At 43.5% G+C, this 19865-nt stretch carries 23 protein-coding genes and 7 pseudogenes; 19 read left to right on the plus strand and 11 right to left on the minus strand.

Translation table 11 applies throughout. The features are described from left to right. Positions 1-158: 158 nt before the first annotated feature. A pseudogene (locus Phpb_RS00005) lies at positions 159-701 on the minus strand (tyrosine-type recombinase/integrase); the annotation flags it as partial. Here Phpb_RS00005 and Phpb_RS24260 point away from each other — a divergent pair. Genes Phpb_RS24260 through Phpb_RS00015 form a run of 3 tightly spaced genes read left to right on the plus strand, consistent with a single transcriptional unit; the run spans position 649 to position 1450 of the window. Continuing rightward, on the plus strand, positions 649-942 hold the full coding sequence (locus Phpb_RS24260; RefSeq protein ID WP_205634714.1) for a hypothetical protein: 294 nt from the start codon (positions 649-651) through the stop codon (positions 940-942). The pseudogene Phpb_RS00005 and the gene Phpb_RS24260 overlap by 53 nt on opposite strands. Continuing rightward, positions 906-1136, plus strand: a complete 231-nt coding sequence (locus Phpb_RS00010) for a type II toxin-antitoxin system RelE/ParE family toxin (RefSeq protein WP_165603257.1) — start codon at positions 906-908, stop codon at positions 1134-1136. Before Phpb_RS24260 ends, Phpb_RS00010 begins: the two co-directional genes overlap by 37 nt. 8 nt (positions 1137-1144) lie before the next feature. Then, positions 1145-1450 carry a helix-turn-helix domain-containing protein gene (locus Phpb_RS00015; RefSeq protein WP_051691050.1) on the plus strand — a complete coding sequence of 102 codons (306 nt, stop codon included), beginning with the start codon at positions 1145-1147 and terminating at the stop codon, positions 1448-1450. Between the two features lie 104 nt (positions 1451-1554). On the opposite strand, the pseudogene Phpb_RS00020 reads toward Phpb_RS00015, so the two are convergent. Then, a pseudogene (locus tag Phpb_RS00020) lies at positions 1555-2418 on the minus strand (terminase large subunit domain-containing protein); the annotation flags it as partial. On the opposite strand from Phpb_RS00020, the pseudogene Phpb_RS24670 reads away from it, so the two are divergent. From Phpb_RS24670 to Phpb_RS00040, 6 genes and pseudogenes are all read left to right on the plus strand, one after another. Continuing rightward, positions 2407-2499, plus strand: a pseudogene (locus Phpb_RS24670) (phage holin family protein); the annotation flags it as partial. The pseudogenes Phpb_RS00020 and Phpb_RS24670 overlap by 12 nt on opposite strands. Further along, positions 2492-2692 (plus strand): annotated as a pseudogene (locus tag Phpb_RS23160) (structural protein); the annotation flags it as partial. The pseudogenes Phpb_RS24670 and Phpb_RS23160, both read left to right, overlap by 8 nt. Positions 2693-2996: 304 nt before the next feature. After that, positions 2997-4049: a contractile injection system protein, VgrG/Pvc8 family gene (locus Phpb_RS00025; protein WP_065388621.1), complete on the plus strand. Its 1053-nt coding sequence runs from the start codon at positions 2997-2999 to the stop codon at positions 4047-4049. Positions 4050-4103: 54 nt separating this feature from the next. Continuing rightward, positions 4104-4322, plus strand: a complete 219-nt coding sequence (locus Phpb_RS00030) for an ogr/Delta-like zinc finger family protein (protein ID WP_023045648.1) — start codon at positions 4104-4106, stop codon at positions 4320-4322. A 168-nt stretch (positions 4323-4490) separates the two neighbouring features. Further along, positions 4491-4769 carry a type II toxin-antitoxin system HicA family toxin gene (locus Phpb_RS00035; RefSeq protein WP_065388622.1) on the plus strand — a complete coding sequence of 93 codons (279 nt, stop codon included), beginning with the start codon at positions 4491-4493 and terminating at the stop codon, positions 4767-4769. Continuing rightward, the gene (locus Phpb_RS00040) at positions 4762-5109 is read left to right on the plus strand and encodes a type II toxin-antitoxin system HicB family antitoxin (protein WP_065388623.1); all 348 of its coding nucleotides are present in this window, start codon (positions 4762-4764) and stop codon (positions 5107-5109) included. Before Phpb_RS00035 ends, Phpb_RS00040 begins: the two co-directional genes overlap by 8 nt. A gap of 203 nt (positions 5110-5312) precedes the next feature. Here Phpb_RS00040 and Phpb_RS27195 read toward each other — a convergent pair. From Phpb_RS27195 to Phpb_RS24265, 4 genes and pseudogenes are all read right to left on the minus strand, one after another. Next, positions 5313-5405: pseudogene (locus tag Phpb_RS27195) on the minus strand (helix-turn-helix transcriptional regulator); the annotation flags it as partial. 331 nt (positions 5406-5736) lie between these two features. Next, complete coding sequence (locus tag Phpb_RS00045; protein ID WP_065388624.1) at positions 5737-6021, minus strand: type II toxin-antitoxin system RelE/ParE family toxin; 285 nt, start codon at positions 6019-6021, stop codon at positions 5737-5739. Continuing rightward, complete coding sequence (locus tag Phpb_RS00050; protein ID WP_065388625.1) at positions 6014-6256, minus strand: type II toxin-antitoxin system ParD family antitoxin; 243 nt, start codon at positions 6254-6256, stop codon at positions 6014-6016. The genes Phpb_RS00045 and Phpb_RS00050 overlap by 8 nt, the downstream gene beginning before the upstream one ends. Before the next feature lie 780 nt (positions 6257-7036). Continuing rightward, positions 7037-7331, minus strand: a pseudogene (locus Phpb_RS24265) (transposase); the annotation flags it as partial. Positions 7332-7403: 72 nt separating this feature from the next. Here Phpb_RS24265 and Phpb_RS00060 point away from each other — a divergent pair. Then, a complete protein-coding gene (locus tag Phpb_RS00060; RefSeq protein ID WP_065388627.1) occupies positions 7404-7682 on the plus strand; it encodes a damage-inducible protein J in 279 nt (92 codons plus the stop codon). A gap of 1 nt (position 7683) precedes the next feature. Beyond that, the gene (locus Phpb_RS00065) at positions 7684-7989 is read left to right on the plus strand and encodes a type II toxin-antitoxin system RelE/ParE family toxin (RefSeq protein ID WP_065388628.1); all 306 of its coding nucleotides are present in this window, start codon (positions 7684-7686) and stop codon (positions 7987-7989) included. 235 nt (positions 7990-8224) lie between these two features. Here the strand turns inward: Phpb_RS00065 and Phpb_RS00070 are convergent, their stop codons facing one another. After that, positions 8225-8416 carry a hypothetical protein gene (locus Phpb_RS00070; protein WP_065388629.1) on the minus strand — a complete coding sequence of 64 codons (192 nt, stop codon included), beginning with the start codon at positions 8414-8416 and terminating at the stop codon, positions 8225-8227. A gap of 509 nt (positions 8417-8925) precedes the next feature. On the opposite strand from Phpb_RS00070, the gene Phpb_RS00075 reads away from it, so the two are divergent. The 6 genes and pseudogenes from Phpb_RS00075 (at position 8926) to Phpb_RS00095 (ending at position 13972) form a co-directional block, all read left to right on the plus strand. After that, on the plus strand, positions 8926-9600 hold the full coding sequence (locus Phpb_RS00075) for a CDP-alcohol phosphatidyltransferase family protein (RefSeq protein ID WP_036780157.1): 675 nt from the start codon (positions 8926-8928) through the stop codon (positions 9598-9600). Beyond that, the gene (locus tag Phpb_RS00080; RefSeq protein WP_036780155.1) at positions 9593-10234 is read left to right on the plus strand and encodes a lysophospholipid acyltransferase family protein; all 642 of its coding nucleotides are present in this window, start codon (positions 9593-9595) and stop codon (positions 10232-10234) included. Before Phpb_RS00075 ends, Phpb_RS00080 begins: the two co-directional genes overlap by 8 nt. After that, positions 10231-11175, plus strand: coding sequence for a phosphatidate cytidylyltransferase (locus tag Phpb_RS00085; RefSeq protein ID WP_181150209.1), 945 nt, complete (start codon positions 10231-10233; stop codon positions 11173-11175). The genes Phpb_RS00080 and Phpb_RS00085 overlap by 4 nt, the downstream gene beginning before the upstream one ends. Positions 11176-11285: 110 nt before the next feature. After that, a pseudogene (locus tag Phpb_RS23175) lies at positions 11286-11456 on the plus strand (type II toxin-antitoxin system RelE family toxin); the annotation flags it as partial. A gap of 374 nt (positions 11457-11830) precedes the next feature. After that, the gene (pfkA, locus tag Phpb_RS00090; RefSeq protein WP_065388630.1) at positions 11831-12802 is read left to right on the plus strand and encodes a 6-phosphofructokinase; all 972 of its coding nucleotides are present in this window, start codon (positions 11831-11833) and stop codon (positions 12800-12802) included. Between the two features lie 174 nt (positions 12803-12976). Next, positions 12977-13972, plus strand: a complete 996-nt coding sequence (locus tag Phpb_RS00095; protein ID WP_065388631.1) for a sulfate ABC transporter substrate-binding protein — start codon at positions 12977-12979, stop codon at positions 13970-13972. A 52-nt stretch (positions 13973-14024) separates the two neighbouring features. Here Phpb_RS00095 and tpiA read toward each other — a convergent pair whose 3' ends face one another. Both tpiA and Phpb_RS00105 read right to left on the minus strand, forming a co-directional pair. After that, a complete protein-coding gene (tpiA, locus tag Phpb_RS00100; protein ID WP_065388632.1) occupies positions 14025-14789 on the minus strand; it encodes a triose-phosphate isomerase in 765 nt (254 codons plus the stop codon). Between the two features lie 121 nt (positions 14790-14910). Then, positions 14911-15513 (minus strand): YiiQ family protein, encoded by a 603-nt coding sequence (locus Phpb_RS00105; protein ID WP_205634715.1) that lies wholly within the window; start codon positions 15511-15513, stop codon positions 14911-14913. A 67-nt stretch (positions 15514-15580) separates the two neighbouring features. Here Phpb_RS00105 and Phpb_RS00110 point away from each other — a divergent pair, with 67 nt between their 5' ends. Next, positions 15581-16015: a DUF805 domain-containing protein gene (locus Phpb_RS00110; RefSeq protein WP_065388634.1), complete on the plus strand. Its 435-nt coding sequence runs from the start codon at positions 15581-15583 to the stop codon at positions 16013-16015. A gap of 2 nt (positions 16016-16017) precedes the next feature. Here the strand turns inward: Phpb_RS00110 and fpr are convergent, their stop codons facing one another. Then, on the minus strand, positions 16018-16764 hold the full coding sequence (gene fpr / locus Phpb_RS00115; RefSeq protein ID WP_065388635.1) for a ferredoxin--NADP(+) reductase: 747 nt from the start codon (positions 16762-16764) through the stop codon (positions 16018-16020). A gap of 334 nt (positions 16765-17098) precedes the next feature. Here fpr and emrD point away from each other — a divergent pair, with 334 nt between their 5' ends. Then, positions 17099-18283 (plus strand): multidrug efflux MFS transporter EmrD, encoded by a 1185-nt coding sequence (gene emrD, locus Phpb_RS00120; RefSeq protein ID WP_065388636.1) that lies wholly within the window; start codon positions 17099-17101, stop codon positions 18281-18283. 56 nt (positions 18284-18339) lie between these two features. Here emrD and glpK read toward each other — a convergent pair whose 3' ends face one another. Next, the gene (glpK, locus tag Phpb_RS00125; RefSeq protein WP_065388637.1) at positions 18340-19863 is read right to left on the minus strand and encodes a glycerol kinase GlpK; all 1524 of its coding nucleotides are present in this window, start codon (positions 19861-19863) and stop codon (positions 18340-18342) included. Between the last annotated feature and the right edge of the window lie 2 nt (positions 19864-19865).

A 19865-nucleotide genomic window follows, 5' to 3' on the forward strand; every position in this document is an offset into this window, starting at 1 on the left:
GTGTTCATGATGATGGCCTCTTAAAAAAATAAATCACACGCTGTCAATATATCGCTAACAGGGTGAGGGCGACCATCTCATTAGTATGAAGGGGTTAGAAAGTATACGAAAGTTTTTGAGTGTGGACGTTCGGTGGACGCTCGCCACACTCTCTAGCTTTATTCTACTTCTATCTCACCCTTAAGAGGGTTTAATGTAATGGCATGTTGCAGATAGTCTGGGGCAAGGTGTGCATAGACCATTGTTTGGATTATGCTGGTGTGCCCTAATATCTGTTGTAATGCAATTATATTCCCTCCATTCATCATGAAGTGGCTGGCAAAAGTGTGTCTGAGGACATGAGTTGCTTGCCCTTTAGGTAAGTCGGGCTTTACTACATGTAAGATCTTGCAGAAATTTATGTAGTCAACATTGAACAGCTTGCCCATTTTCTTTTTGCCGCGAATTTCTTTCTCTAATTTGTCAGAAATGGGAACGATGCGTTGATCTCCATTTTTGGTATTTAGAAAAATTACACGGCCTTTTAATACCTGTTGAGCTGCCAGACTTTCCGCTTCCCCCCAGCGCGCGCCAGTGCTAAGGCAGAGTAAAGCCAGCTTTTTTTCCTCTTTATTTAGAGAATTAAGCAGTAGTTCTATCTCTGGTGTTGTGAGATGGGTCATAGCAACATTTTTCTCGCTTAATGGTTCTAATCCTTGGAGTTCTGTCAATAACTGTACGGGGTGTGACAGTACGGCCAGAGGCGGTGATCTGTTAGTGGAAAAAGTTATCGATTATGCGGATTCAATCGGCATGGATTTTAGCCGGGCTATGGCGAAGTCATTAATCATCGGAGGAAAAATCAACATAGGTGAACAGTCGTTCAAGTTATGGACGGATGGCAGTTTTATTCCGATAGAGACGGAATGTCAGAAACAGGAGAGCCGCATTCGAAACCGATAGAGGGATATAAAGGGCTGTTTGAGCTGAGAGCAAAAGCCAAAGACGGAATAGCCAGAAGTTTTTTTTGTTATGCTACAGGGAAGAAAATCTATCTGTTACGATGCTTTGTGAAAAAAACTAATGCCACTCCCCTGAATGAACTCAGGATAGCGATTGCGCGAAAAAATGAACTGACAGAACCATCAAGAGATTAAGAGGAAATATGATGCGTGATGACTTAGACCTCTACATTGAGGAAAGAACCAAAGAAAACCCCCGATTTAAAGCCACGTTAGCGGAAGAGGAGAAAGAGCTTGAGTTCGCGATTGAGATGCAGAATATGCTGACTGAATGGCGGAAACATGCTGGGCTGACCAGCGCTCAGGTTGCTGAAAAAATGGGTATCAAACCACCGACTGTATCAAAAATAGAAAGAAATATCGTTAAGGCATCCATTGATACACTCAGTCGCTATGCGCGTGCCTGTGGTGTTAACGATATCAAAATATCCTTATCATTAATAAAGTGATCGTTTTTTATTCTTTTGTTGCGGGTGCGCATAAGGGGCATAACCCTCCATTCCCCGCACCAATCCGCAAGATCAAAAAAGGATCTCATGCCCTACAAAGCACCAATAATGTCCCATGCCTTAAGTACCAGCGCGTTTTTAACGGCGGGGTTATAGACAAATTCCCGCACAGACGGGAAAAATTCTTTGACGTTTTGGTAAACCCCATGCCCGACGCTGGTCGAGTCAATACCGATATATTCGACGTTGTACTGTTCCGTCAGTCGTTTAATGGCGTCAGACTGAGCGCGAAAGTTCATTCCACGCCACTGATGACGTTCAAGGATGCGGAATTTGCCACCCGGTACCCGCGGTGGAGCGACTACGACACAGCCGGCACTGTCGCCATTCTCGCCACCTTTGGCGGGATCATAACCGATCCAGACAGGGTGATAACCATAGGGGCGTAGCATCAGGGGTTGCACATCGTCCCAGATTTCCCAGCTATCGACCATGCAACCCTGCATCAGTTGCAGTGAGAAAATGGATTCGATATCGTCCATAAACTCACACATCAGCAGGTTCTGGTACTCGTCCGGGCTGTATTCCAGCCGTAACTGGTCAATATCAAACAGATTACAGCCGCCCCTGACGGCATCTTCAACCGTGACGATCTGCCGCCACTGACCATCGGCACATAGCAGGCCGCCGGATAATGCTTGATGGCTAATATTAATGTCAATGCGATTGGCCTTGGCGCGGCCACGGTTAAACAGTTTGCCTGACCAATACTGGTATGCGCTGTGGGTCAGGCTGGACGGGGTAGAAAAGTAAGTCTAGCGCCATTTTTTGTGCATCGCCATACCGGATGCTACCTTGCGCAGTTCCTGAAATTTCGGAATCCAGAAATATTCATCCAGATAGAGATTGCCGTGATAGCTTTGCGCGGTGCGGGCATTGGTGCCGAGAAAATACAGGGTGGCGCCATTGGTTTTATTGGTGTTGAAAAACTGCGTGAATTTGCCCTTCGCGCAATTAATAAACGTTTGGGAGACAAATCATGTGACTAGAGGTGTTCGCAATCATAATCCGGGCAATATTCGCCACGGCGATAAATGGCTGGGATTACACGACATACAAACAGACCCGTCATTTTGTCAGTTTGTGTCACCAGAATACGGCATACGGGCCATTATCAAGATTATCCGCAATTATGAACGAAAATATGGATTGAACAGTATCCGGCAGACAATTTCTCGTTGGGTGTAGCGAGCCGCGTAAATTGAAAAAGCGCGTCATTTAAATTGATAAAATTTCTGCGCCGCGCTTTTTATCAAAACATGTGGTTTATTTAGCCCCTTTTATAGTCAATAATTGACTGCATTTCACTCGTTTCTTTCTACATTCCTACAAACACTCATTTTGAACGTTAATTGATCTAAAAAAGCCGTCTGAGCGACCTATACAAATGGAAGCACTGTAAGTCAGCGTGAGGTTTTCCGCACACTCACACATAGAGCTAATTTTGATAAATACAATTTATTCTATGTGCGGCGACGGAATTTACATGTCAAAGATCGGTTATATCCGGGTGTCAACAAATGACCAAAACAGCGATTTACAAAAAAATGCTTTGATGAGTATAAATTGTGAACAAATCTTTGAGGATAAATTAAGTGGAAAAACAACTAACAGACCCGGTTTAAAGCGGGCTTTAAGACAACTTAAAAAAGGAGATACTTTAGTTGTTTGGAAGCTAGATAGACTGATCCACAAAGGCAAGTTTATTGTGGATGAAATCGAATACAGTGGTGCGCCGGACAAGATAATCATCCGTGCCCGCAGTGCAGATTTTCGGGCGACGCTTAATATCAATCGCGAGGTGGCTTATCACCAGAAAACGATCAGTGATATTGTGCACACTATTGCCGTGCGTAACGATTTGACGCCGAAAGTGGACAAAATGCTAGCCAACATCACTCTCAGCCATATTGACCAGACCAACGAATCTGACGGCAATTTTCTAACCCGGTTGGCAAAACAGGAGAGTGCCATTGCTACTATCAAGAATGGTTATTTGCTTTTTATCCGACAGGGGCAGAACAAAGCCGCCAGCGGGCAGTCCCTGCCTTCGGTTATCATTACCCGGCAATCTGGAGACGATCACCGTTTTTCACTGGCTGACCGGGGCGCTTATACCGGCGTTTCCGCCAGTTGGCTTAATACTCGTAATCCGAGGAAAAAAGAGAACATCACTGTCAAACGCAAGCGAAGTAAGACTAATCCGCAGCAAGAAAAGAAAAAACAGGACCATTATCTGGTTGGCAGTGAGGGTAACGTTTTTGTGATGAAGCACATCTATGCTAACAAGGCCAATGCCGAACGTGCAGCTAAAGCAGAATGGGAGAAAATTCAGCGCGGTGTGGCGTCATTCTCTATTCGACTGGCGAAGGGAAGGCCAGAGCTGTTTCTTGAAATGAAAGTCAGGGTGAGCGGCTTCAAGCCTGAGATTGATATGGCAGACTGGACTCTGGTTACTGTCACTCATACCTTGGATGACAGCGGATTAACGTCATCTTTGCGATTGGAAGTAAAAATTTCTGATTCAGATATGGTATAGTTGCTTTAGTGCCAGTTTCAGCTATGGCAACCTGTTTGTTGAGGTACTCGCGCTATGATGAGATGCCCCTTATGTGGCCATGCCGCCCACACTCGCAGCAGTTTTGAACACACGCCTCAAACTAAGGAACGTTACAACCAGTGCCAGAATATTAATTGTGGCTCAACGTTTGTTAGTCATGAAACCTTTGTGCGGTTCGTCACCAAGCCGACATTGATTGAAGCGGTTCCACCGCATCCTGATAGTGGACAACAGACCGTGCTGGTATTCTGATCTGTCGGGAGCCGGATGCGGTAGTTCAGCACGTCCGGGTAACCGGCGGGTCTACTCAACTCAAGCCCCAATTAACAAACTTAAGAAGCGAAAAACGACGTCATTGTTTGACATCATAATGGGACCAAAATAGAATGATATCATCAAATGACGTCAATGGGATGAAAGATGATTAAGGTTAAAGAGCTGAGTTCAAAGCACCGCAAGATCCTTGCGGATGTGCTGACCATCCCGCCGAAATCCGGCATAAAATGGGATGATGTAGTCAGCCTGATTAACAAACTGGGGGGGAAGATCAAGAACGGCAACGGATCACGCCGGAAGTTTATCCTCATGGGCTCAGTCTATCAGACTCATCAACCTCATCCTGGTAACGTAATGGATAAAGGCGCAGTCAATGGCCTTCGTGAGTGGTTCGAAAATGTAATAGGAGTCGAACATGATTAAAAGCAACAACATTATGACTATCGACGGCCATCCTGCTTCTGTTACCTACGAAGCAGAAATTAGGGCCTTTCGCGGCAAATTTCTGGATGTCACCGGATATTGTGATTTCGTATCAAACAGTATTGACGGGCTTGAAAAAGAGGGACAAATCTCACTGGCTGAATATATAGAAACGTGCGAGGAAGAGGGAATTAACCCATTCAAGGAGGAGGGCAAGCTAAAATCTTTTACTCTTCGTTATCCTGGCTGGCTGGAAGCTCGCTTGACTGCGGTGACAATATCACACGCAGTCTCAAAGAACCAGTTCATAGTTCAGCTGCTTGAGCGGGAACTTCAATAAAATAGATAATGCCGGACAATGACGAAACTTGTTTTTATTGCTGCTTGGGGTTGTTGGTTTTTTACTTTTGCTTAATGCTTTGAAGTGATCTGCGGTGTTTCGTCATTGTCGCCGTAGAGAACAATCTCTGACGTGTCGATTTCATCTTCCAGTTGGCGCAAGTCGTAGTTCGTCTGTAAGCGCATCCAAAACGCTGGATTACTCCCCAGTGCAGCAGACAGGCGGATGGCGAGCTCCGGGGTTAACGCCGTTTTGCCCGAAAGAAAGCGGGAAATCGTCGCTGGAGTTACGCCGATGTTTTTAGCAAACTAGTGAACGCCAACCCCCCAAATCCTCCAGCATGTTGGATACCATAACGCCCGGATGAGAAACAATAGCTTGTCTCATTAGTGATAATCCTCCAAGTTTAAAGTATAAGCATCACCATTTTTAAATTCGAACATGATGTGCCAGTTATGTTCTGATAGTTAACAGCGATTTATGATTTTCATATCGAAGATCATCGTTATCATAAATCAGGTTGCAATTCAGACTTGCTAACTATAATTTCCCATAAGTAGCGTGGAAATTTTTAAGTGTGGACACTTTTGAGTGCTACGGTTGCTTAACAACGTAGCATCCGCCCGCTCAAAGAAGATGACGGGGGTGATTCATCTGTTGATGAAGGATACGCGCAATCAGAATATCGGTATCCCGGATAGTATAGAAAACCGTGTGGCGGTGAAACTCAACCCGCATTACACCTGGGACAGATGGGTATTCCCTCCCTATATGTGGCATCTCAGCTAGCGTGTCAAAAAATGCTTCCAGTGCCTCCGTATAATGGTCAGCTTGAGCTTCACTGAACTGCAAAAGTGTATAATCATAAATCCCAGCAAAATCTTCAGCAGCCTGATCCGTGAGCTTATACATTATGTCTGCGTTTCCGTTGTTCCGCTATATCCCGTAGGGTCAGCGAGCTTTCCCCACTTTCCAAGCCAGCAATAACCGCCTTGCGTACAATCTCATCGTAAGTTTCTTGTTGCTCCAGCAAACGCAGAGCTGAACGCATAACTTCACTGGCATTTCCATAACGACCACTTTCAACCATGTGCTGTACGAACCTGTCAAGCTGTTCGCCCATACTGACAGTAGTAATTTTTCTCATATCTCACCAATGTATTAATAGTTAATACGTCAAGTATACGGCAGATCAGGCCGCATTACCAACGTTCTGCTTAGTCCTACCAACCCGATCAGCAATGCCTTCTTTGACCAATAAATTTTGCAGACAATGGTTGCGTTAACTAATTGCCATTTGAGGAGATTTGGCAATAGCTTTTTGCAATCGATAAGTCACTGATCTATCGGTCAAAAGAATGGGATTGCACAAACAAATGTTTTTGTTCTTATGGTTGGTGTAGAGAAAAGTTGGCAGTTATCGCAGATACCCGGCGACTACCTATATTTATGAAAATTAAAGATTTAATTGCTATATATTTTATTTAATCTAGTTGACTCATGCAAAGATAGCTTGTGTATAAATTTTTTGGCAAGGTGAAGTGACATGAATATCAGTTACTAAAAACGAATATTTTTGGTGCTTGAGCACGTTATTTTAGCTATGAACAATTTCAGCAATAATTTGACGTGTGAAGATGTTGAAAAGATACAACGTGCAATAATCAAAATCATCGGCGCATCAAGTCTTATCGGTAAATCTGAAAGTTGACTTTTGGATTCTATCAACTAGAGTATGATTATTCCCTATAAGGGCTTTGTTAAAAATTTCTCCCGCAAAGGGCTTATAACCCCTCATACATATATGAGGGGTTTCAAACTGCTGACAAACCTCGTTGAAAATAAAGGGGTTGCTTCTTTCGTTACGAATCATAATGTCTCCATTTTCCTCATTAACCTGGTCTAACCCTCCGTCAGGGCGTTATTTTCACTTCTCCTGCAATAAAATGCTTGTTCTCCAGAAATAAAAGCAACAAAGCATTGCGATCAGCAATGTTATCTTCTTGATATTTTGGGCTGTTGCTGCCAAAAAACACTATATTTGCACTTTCTGCGACCCACGAAAACGGGTATAACGGTGTCCGTGATGTTGCTTCGCATCCGCAAAACTGCGCTTTATCGCCTCCTTTCGTCGTTTGTAGATCTTTATTCCCCCACGGGGTTAATCGGTTTTCTCTGGCTTGCTTTTTACTGGCCTCCTAAATATGGCGGGTTATCATTTTTCAGGCTATTTTGCTAATATGACAACACAAATGACAACATTCTTTGAGGCAATAGTGAACGAAGGAGGGTGAATGGAGACGATTCATTTTCGTATTGATGAAGAAACCAAGCGTTTAGCCATGCAAACTGCCAAACGCCATCAGACAGACTTAACAAAGTTAATGAGACAAAAAGCCGAAGATTTGGCGAATGAAGAACGTGAGTATCAAAAAAATACCCATGCTCACTGGTTAGAAGCGGAAATTGAGAAAGCAATTGACCGATGTGAAAACGGTTCGGCTCATTTTATTGATGAGGTTGAAAGCCAGCGCCGGATGGCTCTACTGCGTAATAAGCTGAGCAGGGGATAAAGTGATACGTATTTCATGGGAAGAAACCCCCCAAACTGACCGGGAGCAAATTTATCTCTACTTCTTTGAGCAGGCTGGGCTGTTGTTGGCTGATAAAGTTGATACAAAATTTTCGGAAATGGCTGAACTTCTGAAAGTTAGCCCATATGCAGGCATAAAGGCTCGTAACAGCCCAGATGAACGTTATAGAAAACTCGTTGTCCTTCATTTTCCTTTCATCATGTTCTACCGTTACGATGAGGATATAGAAAATATAAAAATTCTCAGAATATTGTACATCTCCAGAAAAATAACCGGGCTTTTTTAAGTAAAAAACTTTGAGGTGAATTTAAAGAATATTCCAGCCAGATAACTGGGAGCATTTCTTTGTCTGACAGTAAACTGAGTTATAAAAAGCCTCTCGAAATACGAAGGGTTTTTGTTAAGGGTTTCAATTATAAAGTAGATGAGATGTGGATAATTCATTTTAAAATCCCATTATAATCAATGAATAATGCCTTAAATAGTCCCACCCAGTATGTAGGGTTAGATTTGTTACTCTATTAACCCAATTGGTTCTCCAGTTTTGAGATCAATTTTCTGCCTGTTGCTTTGTGGCTCTTTTTTATAATCAGCGAGGGTTTTATTTGCTGTTTCAACTTTGTCAGATGACTCTTTCTTATTGCCATCGCTAAAGACGAAGAAATAAAGGCCAGAATAACGATTATTCGTTCCAGATTGGCTTGGCTTTGCATCCGCACCTTTTCAACTTGAGTCTTGGTAAGGGTTTTATTCCTTCTATAACAACTACATAAAAAACACCATTTCTTGCACATTTTTGTATTCACTGTTCGTTCATAAGAATGGTCTGTAATTCATTATGGCTGTTGGAATAGGCAGTAAGTGTGTTTTGTTTATTTGCTAGAAAATTGAATGGAATAAGTACAGTTAATCTCAAAATTGTATAAGGTGGCTTTATTCATATATGAGACCCTTGAGCAATTCTGTAGTAAGCGATCTGATGTGGTGCTCTGGCTATTGAGTCTTCTTCTTTGCAGTGAGAGTCGTGCTGTTTTCATGACAAATGGAAACTGTTGCGAGTCAGCTCTGACAAGGCCCTTTAGTCTATTAATTGTCCGATTTGGTCAGGCGGTACTCTTTCCGATGGTTTTTTATTGTTGTTATTCTAACCAATCCTGTTTATCTTATTTCATTTAACTTAAGTAGATTTGATTGTTCATTTGTGCTCAAAAAGGGAAAGGATATGTCTGGTAACGAGGTAAAAGATCGGCGTCCGATCAAGACACGCAATGCAGTGTGGGCCAGTAAGATGGCTAAATGGTTGCAATGTAAAGGGGCGACACCAAATGGCATATCTGTTGCCAGCGTTGTTTTTGCTGTATTAGCTGGCGTGTGTTTTGCCGTGTGTTTTTTAGTTGAGTCTTTTTGGTTGACTTCACTTTTATTGATTATTGGCGCTTTGCTTATTCAAGGTCGGCTAATATGTAATTTATTGGATGGTATGGTTGCTGTTGAAGGGGGATTGAAGACGGCTGCTGGTTCTGTTTTTAACGATCTTCCAGATCGTATTGCTGATTCTTTTATTCTGATTGGGGTGGGGTATGGCTTAACACTTTTTCCATTTGCAGTTTCTCTTGGCTGTATTGCGGCATTACTGGCTGTTTTGACGGCTTATATTCGCTTATTAGGGGGTACTTGTGGTTTGCCTCAACGCTTCCTGGGTCCAATGGCAAAACAGCATCGGATGGCATTAATTACTGTTAGTTCAATTGTTGCCGCTTTTTTACCGCAGTTATGGAGCCAGTATCTTTTATTGGCGGTATTAGTCGTTATCACATTAGGTTGTCTTTGGACATGTATTCGGCGAACCAGAGTTATATTAAGTGAATTACAAGAGAAGGATGCTTGTAATGAATAAATCACAAGAAGTGACGTTGGTAAGTAAAGGTATGGGTTCTTTCCTGTCCGGGCTTTGCCGTTTGTTAACTGGGGTAAGAATTCGTTGGATTGGGTGTAAGCCATCGGTAGCTTCCCGAATTTATTATGCCAATCATTCGAGTCATTTGGATGGGTTAGTTATTTGGGCTGGTTTTCCTCGGGTATTACGTTCTCGGGTGCATCCTGTCGCTGCCCGTGATTATTGGAGTAAGACTTATCTGCGCAAATATTTTATCAATAAAGTTTTTCGGGCTGTGCTGATTGATCGTAGAGGTGAGGATTGTTTAAAGGGAAATACTCTTACGCCAATGGAAGATGTATTAAAACGAGGTGAGTCTTTAATTTTGTTCCCAGAGGGGACACGAGGAAGTGGGGAGCAAATTAATAAGTTTAAAGGCGGTCTGTATTATTTAGCGAAGAAATATCCTGATGTTGAGCTTATTCCTGTTTATTTGGAAAATTTAAACAGAGTCTTGCCAAAAGGCTCGGCACTTGTTGTTCCTGTTATTTGCTCGGCAACATTTGGGCAACCCCTGGAAAAATTAGGTGCAAAAGAGGAAAAAGCTGACTTTTTACAGCGAGCTCGTCAGGCATTGGAGGCGTTAATATTATGACTATGCTTAATAATAAACTACTCCTGTTGTTGGGGGGGATGTTCGTGCCGTTAATTATTGCCAGTATTGTTGGTGCGATACTCTCCTCCAAATATTCAAGGGATAACAGTAATGCGACAATCGATAATTTGAATGCCCGCATCCGTGGCTGGTGGGGGATGTGTGTTATTTGTGTGTTGTCGGTGATTATTGGGCCAATCGGTTCAGTGTTATTATTTGCGAGTATGTCATTTTTCGCTTTACGGGAATTTTTCACTTTGACACCAACACGACGAAGTGACCATGAGGCGATGTTCTGGTGTTTCTTTATTTTCATGCCATTGCAATACGTTGCCGTTGGTATTGAGTGGTATGGCGTGTTTTCTATTTTCATTCCTGTTTATGTTTTCCTGTTTTTACCTGCTCGTATTGCATTGGCTGGGGATACAACGAACTTTCTGGAACGGACAGCTAAAATACAGTGGGGAATGTTAGTTGCTGTATTCTGTATTAGCCATGCGCCCGCTTTATTGATGTTGGATATTCCAGGTTATGAAGGGGAGAATGTCGAATTATTGCTGTTTTTAATGATTGTGGTGCAGATGTCGGATGTTTTGCAGTACGTATTCGGTAAATTGTTTGGCAAACATCCGATTGTGCCTAAGTTGAGTCCGAATAAAACAGTTGAAGGTTTTGCCGGTGGTATCTTGGCTTCCGTTTTGTTAGGAATGTCACTTTACTGGGTAACGCCATTTTCTCCGTGGGAGGCAGGTTTGATGTCGTTAGCAATTACGCTGATGGGCTTTATTGGTGGTCTGTGTATGTCAGCGATAAAACGTGATAGTGGCATTAAAGATTTCGGCGAAATGATTGAAGGACATGGCGGTATGTTGGATAGGATCGACTCTTTATGCTTTGCAGCACCGGTATTTTTCCACCTGACGCGTTATTTCTATACATGATGGAAAGATACCAACGTAATGAATAAAGATTATGCTGAATCAGCACTGTGGTATGGATTGCCGCAGTGCTGGTTTCCTGTTGTTGATGACGGCCTTTATTAGAAAGCCTTCATGTGCCGTCAGCAAGACTAAGTGGTCGAGTTAACCGGTATAAAATCAAATTGCGGTCTTCTGGCTATTGCTTGATTTATGAGGTGAATGATAATGAGATTATCTTGCTCGTCATTGCTATTGGTAAACGAGCTGGAGATATGGTTTATACCCTAGCCAATGAGCGGTAAAGTGCACCGCATTTTGTACGTCAACCTCGCTGCATTGGCAAAAAACGCTGTAAACCCTTGTCCAGTATGGACGGGAATATTAAGGATAGGATTTCTCGGAGGTTGATTGATGATCTTAAGAGCTATAGCAGCATAATTAAATGGCTTTTTAGCCAATTTGATCTCAAAAAAGGGACTTATGTTGATGCAGACTTGGTTTTTTACCGTATTATATGAAAGTTGAATCAATTCAGCTTGATTGTTTCAGTATGCTAGGTGGTAACAGGTTAAAGTAGTAACAGGTTAAAAAGGCAGATTTCTCAGGCAAAATGATCGCATACGGAATCCGCCGTTAGCGGGTTTGCAATTATTACATCTACAAGTCAGAGGTCATCATGAGCAATGGGATCAAAAGAATCGGTGTCTTAACGAGTGGCGGTGATGCGCCAGGTATGAATGCAGCTATTCGTGGTGTGGTTCGTGCAGGGTTAACCGAAGGGTTAGAGGTTTTCGGTGTTTATGATGGTTATCTTGGCTTGTATGAAAACCGCATGAAGAAACTTGACCGTTTCAGTGTATCCGACATGATTAACCGCGGTGGGACTTTCTTAGGCTCCGCTCGTTTCCCTGAGTTTAGAGATGAGAAGGTGCGGACCATCGCTATTGAAAATATGAGAAGAAATGGTCTTGATGCATTGGTCGTCATTGGTGGCGATGGTTCTTATCTTGGGGCGAAGAAACTGACAGAAGCGGGTTTCCCTTGCATCGGTTTGCCGGGCACGATTGATAATGATGTGGCGGGTACGGACTATACCATCGGCTATTTCACTGCGCTGGAAACGGTGGTTGAAGCTATTGACCGTCTGCGTGACACTTCAACTTCCCATAAACGTATTTCCATTGTTGAAGTGATGGGACGATATTGCGGTGATCTTACTTTGTCAGCCGCTATTGCAGGCGGTTGTGAATTTATTGTTCTGCCGGAAGTCTCATTTAGTTGTGATGAGCTCGTAGCTGAAATTAAAGCGGGTATCGATAAAGGCAAACGCCACGCCATTGTTGCAATTACCGAACATGTTTGTGATGTCTATGAACTGGCGAGACATATCGAAAAAGAGACGCATCATGAAACCCGTGCTACAGTCTTAGGCCATGTTCAGCGTGGTGGTTCCCCGGTTGCTTATGATCGTATTCTGGCTTCCCGTATGGGGGCGTATTCCATTCAATTATTGTTGGAAGGTTATGGTGGTCGTTGTGTTGGTATTCAGAACGAGAAACTTGTTCATCATGACATCATTGATGCAGTGCAGAATATGAAGCGTGTGTTTAAACAGGATTGGTTGGAAACCGCGAAAAAGTTGTATTGATCGCGTCAATCCCGGTAAATCTACATCTGTTGCAGCCTCGCCGTTTTTTACGGCGGGGAGCAGTCACATATTCCTATCACATATAAATAAATGCTTTTAATTATTTCTGAGTGATAACGCTTTCTGTCAGCCTTGGATTTCATAACAGTTAAAAACAGCTTTGGAGAGATTTAAGTGAGAATCAGATGGCGTGTAGCATTGGCGTTACTATTGGTTACCAGTAGCAGCGTATGGGCAAAAGATCTTCAACTTCTTAATGTTTCCTATGATCCAACCCGAGAGTTGTATCAGCAATATAATCAAGCGTTTAGTGATTATTGGCAGCAGAAGACAGGGGATAAAGTGATAATCCGGCAATCTCATGGTGGCTCGGGTAAACAGGCAACTTCTGTTATTAATGGCCTTGAGGCGGATGTGGTGACACTGGCTTTGGCCTATGATGTGGATGCCATTGCCGAACGTGGTCGGATAGCGAAAGCATGGATCAAGCGTTTGCCAGAGAATTCAGCCCCTTATACTTCAACCATTGTTTTTTTAGTGCGGAAAGGTAATCCAAAACAGATTAAAGATTGGTCAGATTTGGTTCGTCCAGGCGTATCTGTTGTGACGCCTAATCCAAAAACATCAGGTGGCGCACGCTGGAATTATCTGGCCGCATGGGGTTATGGGTTGATTCATAACAATCAGGATCAGGACAAAGCGAAAGCGTTTGTTAAAACCCTTTACCAGCATGTTGAAGTGCTCGATTCTGGCGCAAGAGGAGCGACCAGTACTTTTGTCGAGCGTGGAATCGGTGATGTATTAATTGCCTGGGAGAATGAGGCATTATTGGCGATTAATGCGCTTGATAAAGATAAATTCGAAATTGTGACACCTAGCCTTTCAATTCTGGCTGAACCGACGGTTTCTGTTGTTGATAAGGTCGTTGATAAACGTCATAGCCGTGAGCTAGCAACAGAATATCTGCAATACCTTTACTCTCCAGTTGGACAGGAGATAGTGGCTAAAAACTATTATCGGCCACGTGATAAAACAGTTGCCGATAAGTATCGCTCTTCTTTTCCTGAGTTGGAATTATTTACTGTCGATAAAATATTCGGTGGTTGGGGAAAAGCGCAAAAAGTGCATTTTGCGACGGGCGGCGTGTTTGATGAGATTATTCAGCGCTGAAAATGAATAGCCGCCGTAGGCATACGGCGGTCAATTATCGTTGAAATATGAATTAAGCTTTTTTCGCAGCAGCTGCTTTTACAATAATAGCGAAAGCATCAGCTTTTAGAGAGGCACCACCAACTAATGCGCCGTCAATGTCTGGCTGAGCGAATAGTTCAGTGGCATTATCCGCGTTCACAGAGCCACCGTACTGGATAATGATCTGTTGTGCGATTACTTCGTCTCTTTTCGCAATATGATCACGAATGAATTTATGCACAGCCTGAGCTTGTGCCGGTGTTGCTGATTTGCCTGTACCAATTGCCCAAACAGGTTCGTAAGCAATGACCGCGCCTTGGAATGCTTCTGCGCCCAATGTGTTCAGAACTGCATTAATTTGCCTTGCGCATACGGTTTCAGTCTGTCCGGCTTCATTTTCCTGTTCAGTTTCGCCGATGCACAAAACAGGGATTAGACCTTGTTGTTTAAGAATGGCGAATTTTTTCGCGATGAATTCGTCACTTTCTTGGTGGTAAGTACGGCGTTCAGAGTGGCCGATGATAATGTATTCTGCGCCAATGTCTTTCAACATTGTGGCGGAAGTTTCACCGGTAAATGCACCAGATAGGTTAACGTCAACATCCTGTGCGCCCAGAGCAATACGGCTGCCAGCCAGCGCTTGTTTAGCCTGAGAGAGATAAAGTGCTGGTGGCGCGATAGCGACGTCACAGCCGGTAATACTGCTTAATTCTTTACGCAGGTCAGTGATAAGTTCGTTTACCATATGGGTACTGCCATTCAATTTCCAGTTACCCATCACCAATGGATGTCGCATGTTTTTTCCTCCAATCAGAGAAGTTTAAGTAGTAAGCTGAATTTAGGATCGATTTGGTAGATCAATGCTCCACAGTATAGTGATCATTGTAAACAATAGCTTTTTTTATTCCTAAATTTGATTAGTTATCGGGTTCAGATAACCATAGCTTAATCGGTTCAACGGCGAAAGTAAGCGTTTTTTCGCTACTATTTACCACAATATAGCGAATGGCGCCGATGTTGCGGCTGTAAAATGGCGATTTTTTGCTGTTTCTGAGCAAGTGATCAATATTCTCTTTGCTCTGTTCCTGTGAAATAGTCGGGTTAAAGTGGCGCATCAGAGCTATCATATATTGTTCTGCCAGAATATGGTTTTTCTGTGTTTCTGTTTCGCTTTCTGATGGTAATAACGTCAGTTGCAGGCTTTTGATTTTTTCACTCCCTCGCTCAAGTACGGCGGAAGAATAAAGTTTTTCATTGATTCTGCTGGCAGCTCGTGTCAGTGGCAGATAAATGTTTTTACTTATGATTACTCGATACTCGCGTAGTGGCAATGTCGGGTTGTGGCGATTATATTTTTCGCGAAATCGCGGAATGGTTTCATCAAAAGAGGGAGCATTTGGTAGAAGATAGGTTGCTTGCACTGTGGGTCCAGTGGTTGTGGATTCATCAGCATTGGCTACCAACGGCAAACCGATGCTGCTTGCCGCGAATATTATGGCTAAAAATTTATTAACGTCCATTTTCATGTTGCCGCTCGCTTAGGTTAAACTGCGCTGAGAAACAGAATACACGATTGGAAAAGAATAGATGACATTACAACAATGGGGTTTTGCATTCAAAGGACGAATTGGGCGGCGTGAATTCTGGATTGGCATTAGTGTTTGTCTGGCCTTGATATTTGTTATCTTGACTATTCAGGGAATGAATTCTTTAACCATGCACTATGCTATTTTTGCCCTTGTCTTGGTGATGTATCCCGCAACGGCAATGATGGTTAAGCGTCTGCATGACCGAAATAAGCAGGGAGGGTGGTCGCTGCTTTTATTACTGGCAGGGTTGTTGATTGCTGTTGATTGGGGGGGTATGGCTCCGTTCTGGCAATGGGGGATTGGCCGTTTTATCCCCACATTGATCATTGTAATGATGGTGCTTGATTGCGGTGTATTCCGTGGCACCGATGGGCCAAACCGGTTTAGTGAAGCAACAGAGAAAGTGGACTTTATTTCTGTCAAAGATGACTGAAATTACCAATATTGCTCACTGGTGATATGCCCCGGTTTACGGCGTAAGTGTTTTGTCATTCCTCGCTGCTCTTTTAGCAATTGTTGGGTATCTTTCACCATTTGAGGGTTACCGCATAACATAATATGGCTGTTGTCACTGCTCATTGTAAGCCCGACAGCGGCCTCAAGTTCGCCATTCTCAATCAGTGCCGGGATACGGCCGGTCAGTGAGCCGGGGTTTTGTTCACGGCTGACGATAGTTTGAATGCGTAATTTGCCATTGAAATGTTCAACTAGTTGTTGCATTAAGGGCAGATAGCTTAAATCCTGTGTGAGCCTGACTGCATGCACCAGTACGATGTTCTCAAATCTTTCCAGGTAGTCCCCTTGTTGAAGAATTGACAGATAAGGGCCAATAGCTGTTCCCGTTGAGAGCATCCATAATGTTTTGCAATCAGGTATTTCATCAAGAATAAAGAAACCTGCGGCTTGTTCTGTCACTAATAGATCATCACCGGGTTGCAGCGCGGCTAATCGTGGACTAAGTTTGCCTTCAGGAACCGTCACTAAATAGAATTCAAGATTGTTATCTGTCGGGGCGTTAACGTAAGAGTAGGCCCGCTGTACTCGTTCATCATCTATTTCCATCGCTAGTTTTGCAAACTGACCAGCGGTGAATTCTTCAATCGGTGCATATATCCTGATACTGAATAAGGTATTCGTCCAGTGAATAACTTGTGTAACTTTTCCTGTAACCCAGTTTGCCATTGGAACTTATCTCCTATCCCGAAAGAAATCTCCGAACCGTTTGTTTTTATGTCGCTATTTTAGTCCTATAGAGATAAGTACCATTATCGATTCTGTGTTATAGAAAAATTAACCATTATTTTATTAATACTTAGTTTTATATGTACATATTTGTTGCCAGATATGGCGTAATTAACTGTTATTTTTTCTACAAATAAAATTGTGCACTATCTCGCAAAATATTTTAAATTTGTTAAGTTAGTCACATTAGTGGAGTAAGAGAATACAGGCCATTTTTTACATAGCCTGGGGTTTCTTGTGACTTTATGAATTGTATAAACTTATTGTGAATGCGATGAGAAAATTAGAAAACTTTCATTTATTGCTGATATTGATTGCACTGGCTGCTGTAGGGCAGATGACACAGACAATCTATGTGCCTGTTATTGCAGATATTGCTAAAGATTTTAATGTGCCGATAGGCTCTGTACAACGTGTGATGGCTGCATATCTGTTTTCTTATGGGCTTTCACAGCTTTTTTACGGCCCTCTTTCAGACCAAATTGGTCGGCGCCCGGTTATCCTGACCGGTATGATCATTTTCCTGTTTGCGACTGTCTGTGCTTTATTCTCTCCTAATTTAGATGTGTTGGTTGTTGCCAGTGCTTTGCAAGGATTAGGAACGGGGGTTGCAGGTGTGATGTCCAGAACGATGCCAAGGGATTTATATACTGGTACTGCGCTGCGTTATGCTAATAGTTTGTTGAATATGGGAATTTTAGTTAGTCCGTTACTTGCGCCGATGATTGGCGGTGTGGTCGCGCATTTCTTTGGTTGGCGTTCCTGTTATCTGTTTTTATTACTTTTGTGTATTGGTGTTGTTTATTACGTGTTTTGTAAGTTGCCGGAAACTCGGCCGCAGCAAACCGAAAAACGAAAAATGCTCACTTCTTTCCATCAACTGTTATCAAATAGCTCGTTTACTGCTTATTTGGTGATGTTAATTGGTGGTCTGTCAGGGATTGCGGTCTTTGAGGCTTGTAGTGGTGTGCTGATGGGGGGAGTGCTTGGGTTGAACAGTATTACCGTCAGTATTTTGTTTATTTTGCCCATTCCAGCGGCTTTCTTTGGTGCATGGTATGCTGGGCGAGAAGGCAGAACTTTTTATAATTTGATGTGGCATTCAGTGGTTTGCTGTTTATTGGCCGGTGCGTTGATGTGGTTGCCGGGATGGTTCGGCGTCATGAATATTTGGACGCTATTGGTGCCTGCCGCGCTCTTTTTCTTCGGTGCGGGAATGTTGTTTCCTCTGGCAACAACCGGGGCAATGGAGCCTTTTCCTTATCTGGCAGGTGCAGCAGGGGCGTTGGTCGGCGGTTTGCAGAATGTTGGTTCTGGCTTAGCAACCTGGTTATCCGCAATGCTGCCGCAAAATAATCAATTCAGCGTGGGTATGCTGATGTTCTTTACGTCAGTTTTGATCCTGATTTGCTGGTTACCGTTGGCGCATAGGATGCAGCGTCACGGACATGTCGTTTAATCAAGCAGTTAAAGAAAGGGGGAACTTATTCCCCCCTCTCTTTTATTCAGCAAATCTTAGCTTTTATCTTCCCAATCCTGTGCGCGGGCAACCGCTTTTTTCCAGCCATTGTATCTGTAGTTTCGTTCGGTGGTTTCAATACCCGGACGGAACTCTTTTTCAATGGTGGCTTTGCTTTTCACTTCATCGAGATCTTTCCAGTAACCAACCGCCAATCCTGCGAGGAATGCGGCGCCCAATGCAGTGCTTTCACGCACCACAGGGCGTTCTACGCGGGTGCCAAGGATATCTGATTGGAATTGCATCAGGAAATTATTGGCAACAGCACCGCCATCTACCCGCAGTGCTTGCAGTCGGGCGCCTGAATCAGCTTGCATGGCATCCAGGACATCGCGGGTCTGATAGGCGATGGATTCCAGCGTCGCACGAATGATGTGATTACTGTTGGTGCCGCGGGTCAGGCCAAAGATTGAGCCGCGTGCGTAGGGGTCCCAATATGGCGCGCCAAGGCCGGTAAAAGCGGGAACCACATATACGCCGTTACTATTTTTAACTTTGGTGGCAAAGTATTCGGAATCAGCAGCATCTGCAATAAGTTTCAGTTCATCACGTAGCCACTGAATAGAAGCGCCACCAACGAAAACCGCACCTTCAAGTGCATAGTTCACTTCACCGCGGGGACCACAGGCAATGGTTGTCAGTAATCCATGATTGGAGCGCACAGCGTCTGTGCCTGTATTCATCAGCAGGAAACAGCCTGTTCCGTAGGTGTTTTTCGCCATACCCGGTTGGACACAAAGTTGACCATATAGAGCAGCTTGCTGGTCACCTGCGATACCTGCGATAGGGATCCGGGTGCCGCCTTTACCGCCGATGTTGGTCTGACCATAAATCTCAGAAGATGAATGAACGGTAGGCAGTAGGGAGCGCGGGATTTGTAACTCATCAAGAATATGCTGATCCCATTCTAGATTGTGAATGTTGAACAGCATTGTTCGAGAGGCGTTTGTGAAATCGGTAACGTGAACTCGGCCTTGGGTCATTTTCCATACCAGCCAAGTATCCACAGTACCGAACAGTAGCTCACCTTTTTCAGCCCGTTCACGGGCGCCTGGGACGTTATCTAAGATCCATTTTACTTTGGTGCCAGAGAAATAAGGGTCAACGACCAGCCCTGTATTCTGGCGAATATATTCTTCCAATCCCTCTTTTTGTTTTAGTTTAGTACATGCGTCCGCGGTACGGCGACATTGCCAAACGATGGCATTGTAGATAGGTTTACCGGTTTCTTTTTCCCAAATAATCGTCGTTTCACGTTGATTGGTAATACCAATACCGGCAATCTGATCAGAACTAATATCCGCTTTCGCCAATACTTCTACCAAAGTTGAGCTTTGGGTTGCCCAAATTTCCATTGGATCGTGTTCTACCCAACCCGGTTTAGGGTAAATTTGCGTAAATTCTCTTTGGGAAATTGAGATAATATTGGCGTCGTGATCAAGAATTATCGCTCGGGAGCTGGTAGTTCCTTGATCAAGGGCGACAATGTACTTTGTCTCAATCATATTTTCTGTTGTCATGA

The sequence above is a fragment of the Photorhabdus namnaonensis genome (assembly GCF_001684335.1).
Taxonomy (GTDB): Bacteria; Pseudomonadota; Gammaproteobacteria; order Enterobacterales; family Enterobacteriaceae; genus Photorhabdus; species Photorhabdus namnaonensis.